The organism is Sphingobium sp. B1D7B, assembly GCF_025961965.1.
Classification (GTDB): domain Bacteria; phylum Pseudomonadota; class Alphaproteobacteria; order Sphingomonadales; family Sphingomonadaceae; genus Sphingobium.
This window is the reverse complement of the sequence record NZ_JAOQOR010000001.1, coordinates 2,963,546-2,978,708: the sequence shown is the minus strand read 5'-3', so window position 1 is coordinate 2,978,708 and position 15,163 is coordinate 2,963,546. Positions and strand designations below refer to the sequence as shown.

Below are 15,163 nucleotides of genomic sequence, written 5' to 3'. Positions count from 1 at the left end.
CGTTATCCGCCCGTCACGCTCATGTGGCGGCGCGTTGCGGGCTGCGCCCCTGCGGCGACGCTGAAGTCGTGCGCCAGCGGCTTGGCAGCCAATGCCCGGTCGAGCAGGGCATCGATGCCCGCGACACCCTGTTCGCGGAATGCGGCCTTGAGATCGATATGATCTTCATGCCCCAGGCACATGTAGATGCGTCCCTGGCAGGTGAGGCGCATCCGGTTGCAATCGGCGCAGAAATTCTGGGAGAGCGGCGTGATGAGGCCCAGCCGGGTCTTGAGGCCGGAGAGGGCAAAATAGCGCGCCGGCCCGCCGGTGCGGTCATCCAGCGGGATGAGAGCGTGCCGCTCGCGAATCGGAGCGATTGCCTCGATCAGCGGCAGGAAGCGATCCGAGCGATCCTCTGCCACTTCGCCGAGCGGCATCGTCTCGATCAGGGTGAGGTCGAAGCCCTGCTGCGCGCAATAATCGAGCAGCGGCAGCATCTGGCCTTCGTTGGTATCCCGCAGCGCCACAGTGTTGAGCTTGACCTTGAGGCCCGCCTGCCGCGCGGCCTCAAGACCGCCGAGCACCTTGGCGATATCGCCGCCGCGCGTCACATGCGCGAAAATGTCCGGATCGAGCGCATCGAGGCTGACGTTGATGCGCCGGATGCCGGCATCGAACAGCATATCGGCATAGGTCGCGAGTTGCGTGCCGTTGGTCGTCAGCGTCAGTTCGTCCAGCCGGCCGGCCTTCACATGGCGCCCCAGCGCACGAGCGAGATCGCCGAAGTCGCGGCGCACCAGCGGCTCGCCGCCTGACAGGCGAATCCTGCGGACGCCCCGGGCAATGAAGCGCTCGGCGATGACCGCAATTTCTTCAAGCGTCAGGATTTCCCGCCGGGGGAGGAACTGCATCGTCTCGCTCATGCAGTAGCGGCAGCGCAGATCGCAGCGATCCGTCACCGAAATCCGCAGATAGTCGATGCGGCGACCGTGACTGTCGCGCATGGCCGGAGCTGCGTCGGGGAGGCTGTCGATTGCGTTCGCCATACGCATTAGCTAGGCGATGCGGGGGGAAGGCGCAACCATCGCGCGTCGGTTGCGCTCGATCCCGTCCGCTAATCCACAAGCCTGAACGGATCGCGACCATTGTGAGAGAGCCTGCCGCAACCCGGCCCCATGAAGAGGGCGACCAGTCCTCCGGCCCGTCCGGGGACATGGGCGGGCTGCCGCTGTTCATTCTCTCGGCCGCGCACCGTGACGCGCTTTCCGCCTGCGCTGCGCGGGCCGGGTGGAAGCCGATCGCGGCGCGGCGGCTGGACCGGGCCGAGAGCCGCTATCTCGGGAGCCTGGCACGCATCGCGGTCATCGATCTGCGGGGTGTGGCGCCGGATGATGCGCTCGAGATGGTGAAGGCCCTTGCGGCCGCCGTCGAAGCCTCCGGGGGCGCCTTGCTGCTGCTCGTTGAAGACGTCGGCGCGCCGCACGTCCCCGGGTTGATCGCCGCCGGCGCCACCCATCTGCTTGATGGCGAGATCGACGAGACCCGCTTCACCATCGCGCTGCGCACCGCCGACAAGCTGGCCGAGCGCTTGATCGGCAGTCTTGCCGCAGCGGGCAACCGCCATGCCGTCGCACGCAGCGATGGCCTGTTCTGGCGCTGGAATGGAGCGGAGCGGACGCTCGCGATCAGCCCGGCGCTGGGCGATCTGCTGCGGATCATGGTGCCGGATGCCGACCATGCCCGGCTTGGCATTGCCGATCTGGTCCGTGCGCTGGATCGGGCGGATCGGGCAGGAGCCGTGGCCGCGATCCGTCGCGCCGTTGACGACCTGATGCCCTCCGCCTTTGCCCATGCCGTCCCGTCCCAGCCGGATCGACGGCTGGTCCAGCATCTCTATCCGGACGCGCAGGGCTTTAGCGGTGAGGTCGAGGAACTCGATGTGCATCATCGCGCCAACCGGCGGGATCGGGACCCGATGACGGGCCTTGCCAGCCGTCAAGGCGCGATCCGCTGGCTCGACCATCATTTGGCGCAAGGGCGGCTGCCGGCGGTTCTGCTGATCGGGCTTGGCGATTTCGACCGGGTGAACAGCGCTTATGGGCGGTTGGTCGGCGATGCGATGCTCTCTCGGGTGGCGATCCGCCTTCAGCGCCTTGTCGATGCCATGGCGCCGCGCGACTCGCTGGTGGCGCGGATCACCGGCACAGAGTTTGTCATCGCCGTGCTGGGCGGGCCTGAAACCGCGCTGCCATCCGTCGAGAGGGCAACGCTGCTTGCGCAGCAAATCGTCGCGGAAATCAGTCGGCCCTTCAACGCGGGCGACTATCTCATTCGCCTGACGGCGCGCTGCGGCCTTGCGCCCGGTCAATCCGGCGATGCGGCCGAGACGATCCTGCGCCGCGCAAGCAATGCGCTCGCGGACGCCCGGCGCGGCAGTGCGCAGGGCGGCATCCGCATCCGGGTGGCGGACGAAGCCAGCCGCATCGTGGATGATGATCGCTTGCAGAACGACCTGCGCCACGCCCTCGATTCCGGGCAGATCCAGCTCCTGTTCCAGCCGCAATATGCCATGGAGGATGACAGCATTGTCGGGGTCGAGGCGCTCGCGCGCTGGCAGCACCCACATTATGGCGAGATCGGCGCCGGCGCGCTGTTTGCCATCGCCGAGCGATCCGATTTCATGCTGCCGCTCTCCGATCATATTCATGCGCGGGCATTGGCGGAGGCGGCGGCATGGCCCGAGGAGCTGCGCGATCTGCGGTTAGCGATCAACGTGACGGCGGCCGACATTTCCGAGCCGGATTTCCTGCAGAACTTCCTGCAGACCGTTGATGCATCGGGCTTCGCGCGCGAGCGTTTGACCGTCGAACTGACTGAAAGCGGCCTGGTCGAGCATCTCGCCGGCGCCTCGCTGCTGCTCACGCAATTGCGTGAGGCGGGGCTCAAGGTCGCGGTTGACGATTTTGGAACCGGCTATTCCAGCCTTGCCTATCTCAAGGCGCTGCCGCTCGATTATCTCAAGATCGACCGGAGCATCGCGCGCGATATCGAGGGCACGGCGCGTGATCGTGTGATCGTCCGCGCGATCATCGATATGGGGCGCTCGCTAGGGCTGGGCGTGATCGCCGAGGGTGTGGAAACCGAGCAGCAACTCGCGCTTCTCGCGCGGGCGGGCTGCACATGTTATCAGGGTTTTCTGCGTTCGCCGGCCATTGCCAGCGACAAGCTCGCCGATCTCGTTCGCGCGAGTCAGCGTAGCGCCACCTAGCGCGGCGCGCTCAACCGTAACGCAGTTCACCCCGGAAGGGCAGATTACGACGAGCAATTTCGGTGTTCACCGCCTGTTGCAGCGGCGTATTCGACTCGCGCGCAGCCGCACGACGGGCGATTGCGTATAATTCGGCATCCAGCATGGCTCTCGCCATGTCCGTGCATTCGTCGGTTAATTTTCTCATCGGATGTCCCTCCTATCGAGGGGCAAAGCGGAATTCCGCGCACTGTCAGCTGCAATGTACAGCCGACTCGATGATAAACAGCGAAACTCCCCGCCTCAACGCGAGAAGTGTAACACAGCTGGCAAAAAATGGGTGGGAAATCCGAACCGCTCGCCCGATTTCCCGTGCCGCCGGTCAGGCCGCCTTGCGGAACTCCAGGTCCAGCCGATCCCAAATCTCGACCAGCGCGGAGACAAGCTCACGCATCATCTCTTCGCTGTGGGACGGGCCGGGCGTGAACCGCAGCCGCTCCGTACCGCGCGGCACGGTGGGGAAGTTGATGGGCTGCACATACACGCCATATTCGGCGAGCAGAATGTCGCTGATCCGCTTGGCCTTCACCGGATCGCCGACCATCAGCGGCACGATATGGGTGACCGACGGCATGACCGGCAGATTGGCATTGGCCATTTCGGCCTTGAGGAACGCCGCTGCGGCCTGTTGCGCGTCGCGCTCGACCTGGCTCTGCTTGAGGTGACGCACGGCCGCCAGCACGCCGGCAACGAGCACCGGCGAGAGGGAGGTAGTGAAGATAAAACCCGGCGCATAGCTGCGGATCACATCGATGATCACCTTGTCGGCAGCGATATAGCCGCCCATCACGCCAAAGGCTTTGCCCAACGTGCCCTCGAGGATCGTGATGCGGTGCGCCGCCTCGTCCCGCTCGGTGATGCCACCGCCGCGCTGGCCGTACATTCCTACGGCATGCACTTCATCGCAGTAGGTGAGCGCGTTGAACTCATCGGCAAGGTCGCAGATGTCGTGGATGGGCGCCACGTCGCCGTCCATCGAATAAACGCTCTCGAAGGCGATCAGCTTGGGCGCATCCGGATCGGCCTCGGCCAGCAGTTCGCGCAGATGGGCCACGTCATTATGACGGAACACGCGCTTCTCGCAGCCCGAATTGCGGATGCCCGCAATCATCGAGGCGTGGTTGAGCGCATCAGAAAAGATGATGCAGCCGGGCAGCAGCTTGCCCAGCGTGGCGAGTGTCGCCTCGTTGGAGACATAGCCGGATGTGAAGAGCAGCGCGCTCTCCTTGCCGTGCAGGTCAGCCAGCTCGGCTTCCAGATCGATATGATAATGGGTGTTGCCGCCGATATTGCGGGTGCCGCCGGAGCCGGCGCCGACATCGTGCAGCGCCTCTTCCATGGCCGCGATCACCTTGGGATGCTGGCCCATGGCGAGATAATCGTTGGAGCACCAGACGGTGATCGGCTTCGGACCGTTATGCCCGGCAAAGCAGCGCGCATTGGGGAAGGCGCCCTTGTTCCGCAGAATGTCGATGAAGACCCGGTAGCGGCCCTCGCCATGCAGGCGCTCGATCGCCTGCGTGAAAACATGCTGATAATTCATGGTCGGCAGCTTGTCCCGTCTCGATACCGCGCCTCTAGCGGTCTATGGCTCGCAATTCCACTGATAATGGCTTGCAAGTCGATATTGGCGTCTAATGATGTAGCGCCGCTACGCTTTGATTTGCCTCAAAGCAGTTCGGTTTTGGTGATGCCGTAAGTCTGCAGCGCGGGGCTGAGTGCGTCGATGTCCGGTGAGGGGCCGGTGAAGACGGCTTTGCCCGGCGCCGGCTCGGCCGGCCAAGGCGCCTCGCCATTCAGCCAGGCGATCCGCCGCGCGATTCCGTCGCCGCCGTGGAGGAAGGTGATGGGGCGCGGCGCGGCCTCGGCCAGTTCGGCTTCCACCAACGGAAAGTGCGTGCAGGCGAGCACCACCATGTCCATCCGGTCTCCGCCCGGCTGCTCGAGCAGGCCGGCGAGGGCGGTGGCCGGAATTTCCGGGTCGGCCGGTGCACCGCGCAGCCGCGCCTCGGCATAAGCGACCAAAGCGGCGCTGCCATGGCGCAAGACCGTACAGTCCGCGCCATGCTCGCGGGCGAGCCGATCGACATAGGGTTGTCGCACCGTCGCATCCGTGCCCAGCACGCCGATGACCCGAGTCTTCGAGGCTAGAGCGGCCGGCTTGATCGCAGGCACCGTGCCGACAACGGGAATATCGAGCGCCGCGCGCACCGAGGCGAGGGCGATGGTCGAAGCGGTGTTGCAGGCGATCACGGCCATGCGGGGGCGATAGCGCTCCACCAGCCGGCCCAGCAGCGCCGGGACGCGCGCCGCGATCTCCGCCTCGCTCTTGATGCCATAGGGAAAGCCGGCATTGTCGGCGGCATAGACGATGGGCATCGTCGGCAGCAGGGCCATGGCGGGGCGCAGGATGGACAGCCCCCCCACGCCGGAATCGAAGAACAGGACGGGAGCCGCTTCAGGCGGGCGGGTCGGTTCAGCCATGGCGCTTCTCTTGACGCTGCGTGTCCGCACAAGTCAATCGTCGATGATGGGCGCGGTTGAGCGCTGATGGCGGCTCTGCCATCATGGCATCCGATAACGGAGGAAGAGGATGGACGGCACAATCGACCGTGAAGAGCGGCATCGGCTTATCGACATGATCACGGCGGCCTGGAAGACCAAGGTGATTGGCGAGGCGGTTGGGTTGGGCCTCATCGAGGAACTCGCTGCCGGACGCCACGATAGCGCGGCTATCGCTCAGTCACTGGGTGCCAGTGAGGACGGGGTCATGCGCCTGTTGCGCGCACTGGCGGTGCTTGGCCTTGTCACGCATGAGGGCTCGGATCGCTTCTCGCCTACGCCGCTCGGGGATTGCCTGCGCAAGGACGCGCCAGATTCGCTATATGGCATGAGCGGACATTGGAATGAGCGGATGTGGAACAGCTTCGCCAATCTGGGTGTCAGCGTGAAGAGCGGGGAGCCCTCCGTGCCGTCCGGCCCTGATCATTTCGTCCAGCAGCAGGCTGATCCGGCGCGGGCGGATGTCTTCAACCGCGCCATGGCAGAAGGGAGCCTGCGTGTCGGGCGGGCTCTCGCGCGGGCTTATGACTTTTCCGACGTGAAGACGGTGCGGGACGTCGGCGGCGGCTATGGCGCACTGCTTGTCGGCTTGCTCGAAGCCCATCCCCATCTGCGCGGCGAAATTTTTGATCTGGCCACGCTCGGCGACGCTGCGCTCAATTGGCAGGACGGGCAGCCCGTTCGAGATCGCATTGCCTATCTCGGCGGCAGCTTTTTCGATGCCGTTCCGCCCGGCGCGGACCTCCTTCTCCTCAAATTCATTCTGCATGACTGGAACGACGCGCGGTGTCGGACAATCCTGTCCAACTGCCGGGATGCGATTGGGGACGGGCGCATCCTGATCATCGAGCGGATCGTGCCCGACCGTGTCGGCCCGGGCGACGAAGACGTGATCCGGGGCGACCTGATCATGCTCAGCGTTGGCGGCAAGGAGCGAACGGAGGCCGAATATCGCGCCTTGTTGAGCGCGACCGGGCTCGAAATGACCGGCATCACCCCGATCGATGACCGTTATGCGGCCATTGAAGCGCGGCGCGTCGGCTAATTGATGAATGCGGAGCGCACCGGCGGGCGATCCGCCAGCGCGCTGAAAGGCTGATCAGCCGTCCTTATTGGCCGCGATGCGCTCGGCTGACTGGATGGTGTTCTCCAGCAGCATCGCGATGGTCATCGGGCCGACGCCGCCCGGCACGGGCGTGATGTGGCTCGCCTTTTTGGAAACGCCCTCGAAATCCACATCGCCGACCACGCGGCCATCGGGCAGGCGATTGATGCCCACGTCGATCACCACCACACCGGTCTTCACCATCTGCGGCACGATCAGGTTCGGCACGCCCGCAGCGACGACGAGAATATCGGCGAGGATGGTCCACTGGCCGAGATCCCGCGTCTTGGCATGGCAGATCGCGACTGTCGCATCATTGGCCATGAGCATCAGCGCCATCGGCTTGCCGACGATGTTGGATGCGCCGACTACGACGACATTGCGCCCTTCGATGGGGATGCCCTCATGCTTGAGCAGGTTCATCACGCCATAAGGCGTGCAGGGCGGGAAGACCTGGCGCCCCACCACCAGCGCGCCGACATTGTAAAGGTGGAAGCCATCGACGTCCTTCTCGGGCGCGATGGTCTCCAGCACCTTCTCCATGTCGATATGCTTGGGCAGGGGCAGCTGGACGAGAATGCCGTGGACATTGGGATCGGCATTCAACTTGCCGATCAGCACCAGCAATTCCTCATTGGTGATGGTGGCCGGGTGACGATGGCTGATCGACTTGATGCCGACCGCCTCGCAGGCCTTCACCTTGCGGCTGACATAGATGGCGGATGCGGGGTCCTCACCAACCAGCACAACCGCCAGACCGGGCGTCACGCCGCGCGCCTGAAGTGCCTCGACCCGTGCGCGCTGCTCGTCGCGCATCTTGAGGGCGACGGTCTTGCCGTCGATCAGCTTGGCGCCGCCCACTGGCCGATTGTCCGTTGCGAGAGCGTTCACGCGATCCTGCCTTTCTGATGCGGCCTGTGATGTCGGCCCATTTGCTGTTCGTCCCGATCCCATGCCCGGCGGTCGCGCGCGTCACGCTTGATCTCTCCCAGGTGGAATGCCCTCATAGAGCCTTCTGCTCTTTAAGGGCCGCGACGCAGCAAGTGCAGCCAAGCAATTGATCTTTGGCGCCGTCCATAAGTGGCGGGATAATTCAAGTCAAACGAGGCTGGGGCTTTCGCAGGAATGCCTGATCGACCCGGCGTGAGCCTGCTGGGCTGGGGGCGGTCGGAACGATAAGAGTGGCCCATTTTAGAACAGCAATGGTTAATATTATTGTTAATCATATTCTAAGGTCTGCTATGCGCCTCCAGTCAGCTGCAGACTCGCAGCGGCACATGTGGGAGATTATCATGCGTAAATCACTTTTGGCGGCAGCGTCGCTCGGTGCGATGCTGCTGGCGGCAGCGCCTGCCTCTGCAGCAGTCACGTTCACGCTGGATGATGTGAACTTCGTCGGCGGCGGTGCGCTGACGGGATCGTTCACCACCAGCAACGATCTGTCGACGCTGCTCGATTTCTCGATCAGCACCACGAAGAACAATTACGGCTTCTTCGGCAACTTCCCGGGCGACACCTACACGCTGGCGGATGCCCTTGGCTTCACCTGGTCTTCGACCCTCGGTCTGAGCGCATCGTTCCTCTCGCCGATTTCGAGCATCTCGCTGGTCTTTGCAAGCCCGCTGACGGCTGATGGCACGTCGCTCGCGCTCTCGAACGAGACCGTCGTGAAGTGGAATGGCGGCACGCGCTTCGCCCTGTCCGGCAGCGTTTCGCCGGTTGCGGCGCCCGTGCCTGAGCCGGCAACGTGGATGATGCTGATCGGCGGGTTTGCGATTGCTGGTACGATGATGCGTCGTCGTCGCACGACTGTCAGCTTCGCCTGAGTCGAGCGCTCGATTTCAAGGAAGCCCGGCTGGAAACGGCCGGGCTTTTTTGCGTGCCAATCTAGCCGGTCCGGCAACGCGCCCGGTGCGCTTACATGTCGATTTCGCGCACGCCCTTGAGCCTGCGAGCGCGCTCCACGCGGTTGCGCAGTTCCGTGCGGATATGGCGCGCATTCTCCAGGTTGCTGATGCGCAGCACGGTGCGCCGATCGACGCCTTCGCCGGTCAGGTCCGAGGAAATGATCTGCAGATTGCCGACGTCAAACAATTGCTGGATGATGGAGAAATCCGCGCGCACATCCTTGATGCGGTAGAGTTCGATCTCCTCTTCCGTCCGGGCGAGGATGCCCTGCCGAATGAACAGGCGCTCGCCGCTCAGCTCGTACCATGTCATGCGATAGCGCAGCGCGACCACGCCCACGGCAATAAAGGGAATCCCGAGCAGCAGGATCGATCCGGCCAAGGTCAGCCAGCCCTTGAAGGATTTGAGCAGGAAGGCCGACATGGTCGGGCGAAATCCGATGACATGCTCGGTCTGCCATCCCGCCATCTGAAGTGCTCTGCCGGTCATGCTCTGCTCCATCCTCGCCGCGCTCTAGTCGGCCGGGGCAGGGAGCACGTCAAGAGGGGTGAGTGATCGCTTTTGCGACGAGCCCACCTTGCATCTCGCCGAGCAGCGGGCGCTGTAGTATTCCGGCCCGCTAGAGGCATCGGGCGACGCGGTCGCCGACGGTCGGATCGAACACGAGGTAGAACATGCGCAAGAAACTGCTCGGCTTTCTGGCGTTGGGATTGCTGGGTGCGGTCAGCGCGACTGCGCAGGGGCGGACATCCGTCGCCGCGCCGAGCGCATCCTATCGGCTGGCGCCCTTTGGCGCCGTGCATGTCGACCGGCCGGCCGGTGCGCCGCAGGGTGTCGTGATCTTCCTTTCGGATTCGCCGACTGCCGCTCCCATCGCGCGCGGTTTGAGCCAGCGCGGGCTCCTCGTTGCGACGGTTTCGGCCGCTACATTGCTCAAGACCGTTCAGGCTTGGCATCAACGCTGCCTCAACCTGAATGCGCCGATCAACGATCTCTCCAAGGATCTCCAGCATCGTGCGGGAATTGAGGCCTATCTCAAGCCCGTGCTGATCGGCCAAGGCATGGGAGCGGCTCTGACCTATGCCGCGCTGTCGCAATGGCCCAACGCGCCCTACCGTGGGGTGATCTCGATCGGCTTCACGCCGCAGGTGATTAGTGCCAGCCCGTGGTGCGCGACCGGAGGGGCGTCCTTTGCGCGCGTCGGGCAGACCGCTCGGTGGTCGTTGAAACCGAACAGGCAGATTGGCGTGCCTTGGCTCGTCATGGGCACGGCGGCGCAAGTCGGCCGGACGCAATCCTTCGTGCGCGCGGTGCCGGGCGCCAACCAGAGAACGCTGCCCTCAGCCGCGCAGGCATGGCCGAAAGCCATCGCGGATGCGACGATGGCACTGCTGCCGCGCGACCAGCCGCGCCCTCCCGCCGGCGCGCTCCCGCACCTCACCATGCCGCTCACGTTGGTGCAGGCGGCGCCGACGCCGATGAACCGCGATCTGATGGCGATCATCTATTCGGGCGACGGCGGCTGGGCGAGCATCGACCGCGACGTGGCGAGCCAACTCGCTGCGGCAGGGATACCGGTGGTCGGCGTGGACAGCCTCGAATATTTCTGGACTGCGCGCACCCCTGCCGGGACCGGGCGCGATCTCGGAGCGCTCATCGAGACATTCAGCGAGCGATGGGCGCGTCCGCGGGTTCTGCTCATCGGTTACAGCTTCGGCGCGGATGCCCTCCCATTCATGGTCGATGCTCTACCGCCGGCCATCCGCAGCAAGATCGAGCGCGTGTCCCTGCTGGGCTTGAGCAGCACGGCGGATTTCCAGTTTCACCTCAGTAGCTGGCTGGACGTGGGCGATAGCGGCGGGCTGCCGACCATTCCGGCGATTACCCGGCTGCGAGGCCTGGCGGTCCAGTGCGTGCGGGGGCAGGATGAAGAGGAGAGCGCCTGCGGCAAGATCCCGCAGGGGCTGGCCCAGCAATATGTCGTGCCGGGCGGTCATCATTTCGATAGCAACGCGGCGTTGCTGGCGCAGATCATCCTCGCTCGCAAGCGCCCCTGAAGCGCTGACGATGGATCAGGTCTGGGGGCTGCCGCCGATGAGGCTCTGCAGGTCGATGAGCGCGCGGGCGAGCGAGATGCCCTGAGGCCCGGCGATGTAGCGCGGCTCCCATTCGGGCGAGAATTTCTCCTTATAGGCGCGCAGCCCCTCAAAGCCGTAAAAGGCATTGCCGTGCTGATAGAGAAACGCCCCGAGCTTTGACCACAAAGGCGCGAGGCGGCGCGCTTCCAGCCCGGAGAGTGGCGCCATGCCGATGTTGAACCAGCGATAGCCCTGTTGCTGCCCCCATTGCATCAGGCGGATGAACAGAAAGTCCATGGTGCCATAAGGCGCGGCGTCGTCATGGCGCATGAGGTCGATGGAGAGTTCCGAGCGGGTCTGTGTCTGCCAGATGTTGGCGAAGGCGACGATCTGCCCCTGACTGCGCACGACGGCGCAATCGAATCTTGCCAGATAGGCCGGGTCGAAGCGGCCGACGCTAAAGCCTTTCTCGCGCTGGCCCTTGGCCTTGAGCCAGAAATCGGAGACGCGCTCGAGTTCGCCCATATGGGTGGGTACGTCGGTCGCAGGGATCACCTCGAACGTCGCGCCCTCGCGCGTCGCCCGGCGCTCTGCATGGCGCAGCGACTTGGCGCTGGGGCCATCGAGCGAGAATGTCGCGAGGTCCACATGGGCTTCCTCGCCGTATTTGGTGATGCGCAGGCCCAGTTCGATGGCCATCGGCAGGGCGACCGGGCTGATCTGGTAGAGCAGCAGGCGTCCCTGCGCCGCGTCCGCCTTTTCGCGCAGGTCCCAGAGCAGGTCCGACCATTCGTCCTCGGCGCCGACAGGATCGCCCATCACGATCCAACTGGCGCCCTTGATCTGATACATCAGGAAGGCGCGGCCGCTTTGCGAGTGGAGGAAGCGCTTGTCTCCGGTGAAGGCAAGATTTGCGTCAGTCCGGTCGGCCAGCGCGATAGCGGCGGGGGACGGCTCATCGCCCCCAGCTTCTACGGCGCGTTCGGCCCGGCCGGGCTCGAACAGGCGGGCAAGGCCGACGCCAACGAGCAGCACCGCGACGGCAAGACTGGCGCGCAGGAATCGCGCGGCATCGGCGCGCTCGGCAAAGCGCCACCACAGATCGTTCTGATAATCCACATGTCGGTAAGCGAATAGACCGATCCAGATCGACAGGCCGACCACCACCGCAATCGTCGCCAGCCAGCCGGGCGAGAAGGCCTCCGCCAGCAGGCGTGTGCGCCGGTAGAACGCGGGCTTGGACCATTGCAGCGCGGCCGCGATGAGCAGCATGACGCCTGCTTCCTCATAATCCAGCCCCTTCACGATCGAGAAGACCGCGCCGGCGAGAAGCAGCAGGCGCGTGAGCCAGAAAGCACCGTCAAGGCGACGGTAAAGCCCGGCGGAGAGCACCAGTAGAGCCGCGCCGATCAGGCTCCCGGCCATGTGGGACAGCTCCACGAACGGCAGCGGCACGATGTCGGACACGGTGTTGGCGCGCCAGGGGATGGTCGGCAGCGATCCGGAGATCAGCAGCACCGTGCCGCCGAAAAAGACCAGCGCAGAGATCATCAGTGGCGCCATGCCGGAGGCGACGACCTGAGCGCCGCGCAGCGTTCGTCCGATGGGCTTATGCCACCGCGCGCCCTCCTGCACCACGATCAGCACGGCCGCCACAATCAGCGGGGCGATATAATAGATGAGGCGATAGGCCAGCAGGGCGGCGACCAGCTCCGGCCGGTCCACATTGGGCAAGGCAATCAGCATGATCGCCTCGAACACGCCGATGCCGCCCGGCACATGGGTGATGAGCACGGCGACGATTGCCAGGGTATAGCCGATGAAGAAGGCCGGCCAGGCGCTGATCTCGATGCCAGGAATGAGCACGAACAACGCCGCGCTGGCCGCTCCAAGATCGAGCGCGCTGATCCCGATGAGCGCGATGATCTGCTTGGCCGGCGGCAAAGGGAGCGACCAGCGACGGACATGCAACGTCCGCCCTCGTCGTCCGGACCAGAGGAGGCCTGCAGCGGTGGCGAGCAGCAAGGCGAGCCCAATCGCACGCAGCACACCAGGCGGGACGACCATCCCGTCAAAAGCCAGCGCTTCGGGCCGCCAGGCGAGCATGGCGCCTGAGAGCACGAACACACCGCTCCAGAAGGTCAGGCTGGCGATCAGGATCACGCGGGCAATATCCCCGGCGCCCAAACCGGAGGCGCTGTACACCCGATATCGCGCCGACCCGCCGGTCAGCAGCGAGAGGCCGAGATTATGGCTCAGAGTGTAGCTGGTGAACGAGGCGATCGCGGCGGTGCGGTAAGGCAGGGGGCGCCCAATGGTGCGCAGGGCCATCACATCATACAGCGTCAGCGCGGCGTAGCTGCATGCGGTGAGGAGCGCGGCAGCCAGAAAGGCGAGAGGAGGCAAGGCGTGGAATGCTGCCCTCACGTCGCGCAGATGGACCTCGCGCAGCAAGTGGCTGAGCGCCACGAAGCCGAGCACGGCCAACAGCAAAGCAACGCCAATGGTCAGGATTGTGCGATGGCGCTGAGTCATGGTCTTCATCTGCCCCCCGGAGGCCATCGGGCGCTAATCGGCCTGAACCTGGCGGACCCAGATCTGGCTTTTGCACAGCCAGCCACCGATCAGGCAACCGGAAATCTTCACCCGATCCCGGTCGAGCTGCTCGATGGTGGACGAGAAGGTGCGGCCAAGGTCCGGCACATAGACGCGGCCCGCCCAATGCCCCGGTGACTTGGCATGATAATCCTGCAGGAGTTTGGTCCCGATCAGCCTGGAGACCCCAGCGTCGGCGGCATCGGCAAGGGCGGTCGCGTTCGCCCAGCTCACCCAGCCGCACAGGCCGCCGTCGCAATCGCCCGTGGTAACGACCACCGTGCCGCGCGGATTGATCCAATGCCCGGCAATGGCGTTCTCGGCATGAGCCGGCGTGAAGGCGCCGATCATGGCGGCAACGGCTATCGCGAGCAGCTTAGCCATGAGGATTGACCCCGGCCGAGGTCATCGCGTCGAACAATAGTCCCGTGACCGCCGCGACATCCCAGTTCAGCTGATGACCGCCGGGAAGGCCATGACTGCGCAGATTAGGCAGGTGGAATCGGGGGCAGAGGCTTTGCGGTTCTTCCTTGCCGTAGACGCAGAGCAAGGGGAGCCAGCTGAGCGTGCGCGCGGTAGGCAGGGCATCATGCTCGGTCTCCCAGAAGCTCAGCACTTCGCTTGGCGATGCACGATACTCGACCGTCGCGCCGGGCACGAAGAGCGCGGCCAGCGCGATATCCCGACGCTGCGCCTCCGGCAGGTTGGCGAGGCCGACATGGAGCATATCCGCGCCAAAGGACTGGCCGATCAGCACCACGCGCCCTTGCGGGTTCACGGCGCGCGCCTGCGCCAGCGCCTGGGTGATGAGCGCAGCAGCCTCGGACGGGGTGCGGGTCTTGCGATAATAGGTCAGGCTGTTGACGCCAACCACCGGGATGCCGGCTGCTTCAAGGCGCTGCGCAATCCTTGGCCCCATGCCGACCCGAAAGCCCATGTCGCCGGAAAAGATGACCGCCACGGGCGCACCGGCGCGCGGATGGTAGCCGGCGGGGCGCAAAATCGTGAACGGGTCGCTGCCGAAATAGCCCAACCAGCCGAACGCCATGAGCACCAGCGCCATAAGGGCAACGAGCGTGATTGCCGTCTTCCGCATCCATCCTCCGCGCCTCGTCATGCTGCTCTCATGTCCATGATCGTCCGAGGGTATCCTCTGGCAGTGACAGCCGGTCAACGCGGTGGCCGCTTCATGAACTTCATGTCATGTGGCGGTCAGCCGCCCGCCATTCCCGATGGTCTAGGCGGGATGTCATGGGCCTCTCGAACCGCCTCCTCTATTTCTTTCTCGTTCCGCTGGCGGGCGCGCCGCCCTTGCTGTCCTCCCATCTCGTGCCACCGTCAGCCGCCGCGCCTCGCCATGCTACGCATGCCGGGTTCACGCTGGGCGAGGACAAGGCGGGCCGGATCGTCGTGACCAGCCTGCGGGATGGGCAGGCAGGGGGCGGGCCGATTGCGGTGGGCGATCAATTGCGCGCTGTGGATGGGCATGCAGTGCGAAGGCTCGGCGTGGCGCGGCACATGATCGACGATCCCGCCCATTGCGACATTCCGCTATCGCTGGCGCACGGCGCCGTGCGATATGAGGCCCGCGCTCGACGATGCGGCAAATAATGGCGCCAGGGACGG

The 15,163-nt window shown here is 64.9% G+C and carries 14 protein-coding genes; 5 read left to right on the top strand and 9 right to left on the bottom strand.

Annotated elements, in window-relative coordinates:
* Positions 1-2 precede the first annotated feature (2 nt).
* Positions 3-1,034: a GTP 3',8-cyclase MoaA gene (gene moaA, locus M2336_RS13890; RefSeq protein ID WP_413715935.1), complete on the bottom strand. Its 1,032-nt coding sequence runs from the start codon at positions 1,032-1,034 to the stop codon at positions 3-5.
* 95 nt (positions 1,035-1,129) lie between these two features.
* Here moaA and M2336_RS13885 point away from each other — a divergent pair, with 95 nt between their 5' ends.
* The gene (locus M2336_RS13885; RefSeq protein WP_264593110.1) at positions 1,130-3,250 is read left to right on the top strand and encodes a putative bifunctional diguanylate cyclase/phosphodiesterase; all 2,121 of its coding nucleotides are present in this window, start codon (positions 1,130-1,132) and stop codon (positions 3,248-3,250) included.
* Between the two features lie 10 nt (positions 3,251-3,260).
* Here M2336_RS13885 and M2336_RS13880 read toward each other — a convergent pair whose 3' ends face one another.
* The 3 genes from M2336_RS13880 to murI all read right to left on the bottom strand — a co-directional run bounded on the left by M2336_RS13880 (position 3,261) and on the right by murI (position 5,773).
* Positions 3,261-3,437: a hypothetical protein gene (locus tag M2336_RS13880; RefSeq protein ID WP_181559792.1), complete on the bottom strand. Its 177-nt coding sequence runs from the start codon at positions 3,435-3,437 to the stop codon at positions 3,261-3,263.
* A 174-nt stretch (positions 3,438-3,611) separates the two neighbouring features.
* Complete coding sequence (gene hemA, locus M2336_RS13875; RefSeq protein WP_264572941.1) at positions 3,612-4,832, bottom strand: 5-aminolevulinate synthase; 1,221 nt, start codon at positions 4,830-4,832, stop codon at positions 3,612-3,614.
* 125 nt (positions 4,833-4,957) lie between these two features.
* On the bottom strand, positions 4,958-5,773 hold the full coding sequence (murI, locus tag M2336_RS13870) for a glutamate racemase (protein ID WP_264572940.1): 816 nt from the start codon (positions 5,771-5,773) through the stop codon (positions 4,958-4,960).
* Between the two features lie 109 nt (positions 5,774-5,882).
* On the opposite strand from murI, the gene M2336_RS13865 reads away from it, so the two are divergent.
* Entirely contained in the window at positions 5,883-6,896 is a 1,014-nt protein-coding gene (locus tag M2336_RS13865; RefSeq protein ID WP_264572939.1) for an acetylserotonin O-methyltransferase, read from the top strand.
* Positions 6,897-6,950: 54 nt separating this feature from the next.
* Here the strand turns inward: M2336_RS13865 and folD are convergent, their stop codons facing one another.
* Entirely contained in the window at positions 6,951-7,772 is an 822-nt protein-coding gene (gene folD / locus M2336_RS13860) for a bifunctional methylenetetrahydrofolate dehydrogenase/methenyltetrahydrofolate cyclohydrolase FolD (RefSeq protein WP_319801495.1), read from the bottom strand.
* Positions 7,773-8,248: 476 nt separating this feature from the next.
* On the opposite strand from folD, the gene M2336_RS13855 reads away from it, so the two are divergent.
* Positions 8,249-8,782, top strand: coding sequence for a PEPxxWA-CTERM sorting domain-containing protein (locus tag M2336_RS13855; RefSeq protein ID WP_264572938.1), 534 nt, complete (start codon positions 8,249-8,251; stop codon positions 8,780-8,782).
* A gap of 91 nt (positions 8,783-8,873) precedes the next feature.
* Here the strand turns inward: M2336_RS13855 and M2336_RS13850 are convergent, their stop codons facing one another.
* Positions 8,874-9,353, bottom strand: a complete 480-nt coding sequence (locus M2336_RS13850) for a PH domain-containing protein (RefSeq protein WP_264572937.1) — start codon at positions 9,351-9,353, stop codon at positions 8,874-8,876.
* A 185-nt stretch (positions 9,354-9,538) separates the two neighbouring features.
* Here M2336_RS13850 and M2336_RS13845 point away from each other — a divergent pair, with 185 nt between their 5' ends.
* Positions 9,539-10,921 carry an AcvB/VirJ family lysyl-phosphatidylglycerol hydrolase gene (locus M2336_RS13845; RefSeq protein WP_264572936.1) on the top strand — a complete coding sequence of 461 codons (1,383 nt, stop codon included), beginning with the start codon at positions 9,539-9,541 and terminating at the stop codon, positions 10,919-10,921.
* A gap of 15 nt (positions 10,922-10,936) precedes the next feature.
* Here M2336_RS13845 and mprF read toward each other — a convergent pair whose 3' ends face one another.
* From mprF to M2336_RS13830, 3 genes are read right to left on the bottom strand one after another with little or no spacing between them, the layout of a single operon-like run.
* Positions 10,937-13,486: a bifunctional lysylphosphatidylglycerol flippase/synthetase MprF gene (mprF, locus tag M2336_RS13840; RefSeq protein WP_264572935.1), complete on the bottom strand. Its 2,550-nt coding sequence runs from the start codon at positions 13,484-13,486 to the stop codon at positions 10,937-10,939.
* 24 nt (positions 13,487-13,510) lie between these two features.
* Entirely contained in the window at positions 13,511-13,921 is a 411-nt protein-coding gene (locus tag M2336_RS13835) for a DUF2147 domain-containing protein (protein WP_264570400.1), read from the bottom strand.
* The gene (locus M2336_RS13830; RefSeq protein WP_264572934.1) at positions 13,914-14,633 is read right to left on the bottom strand and encodes a virulence factor; all 720 of its coding nucleotides are present in this window, start codon (positions 14,631-14,633) and stop codon (positions 13,914-13,916) included. The genes M2336_RS13835 and M2336_RS13830 overlap by 8 nt, the downstream gene beginning before the upstream one ends.
* A 155-nt stretch (positions 14,634-14,788) precedes the next feature.
* On the opposite strand from M2336_RS13830, the gene M2336_RS13825 reads away from it, so the two are divergent.
* Positions 14,789-15,148 carry a PDZ domain-containing protein gene (locus tag M2336_RS13825; RefSeq protein ID WP_264572933.1) on the top strand — a complete coding sequence of 120 codons (360 nt, stop codon included), beginning with the start codon at positions 14,789-14,791 and terminating at the stop codon, positions 15,146-15,148.
* Positions 15,149-15,163: the final 15 nt, after the last annotated feature.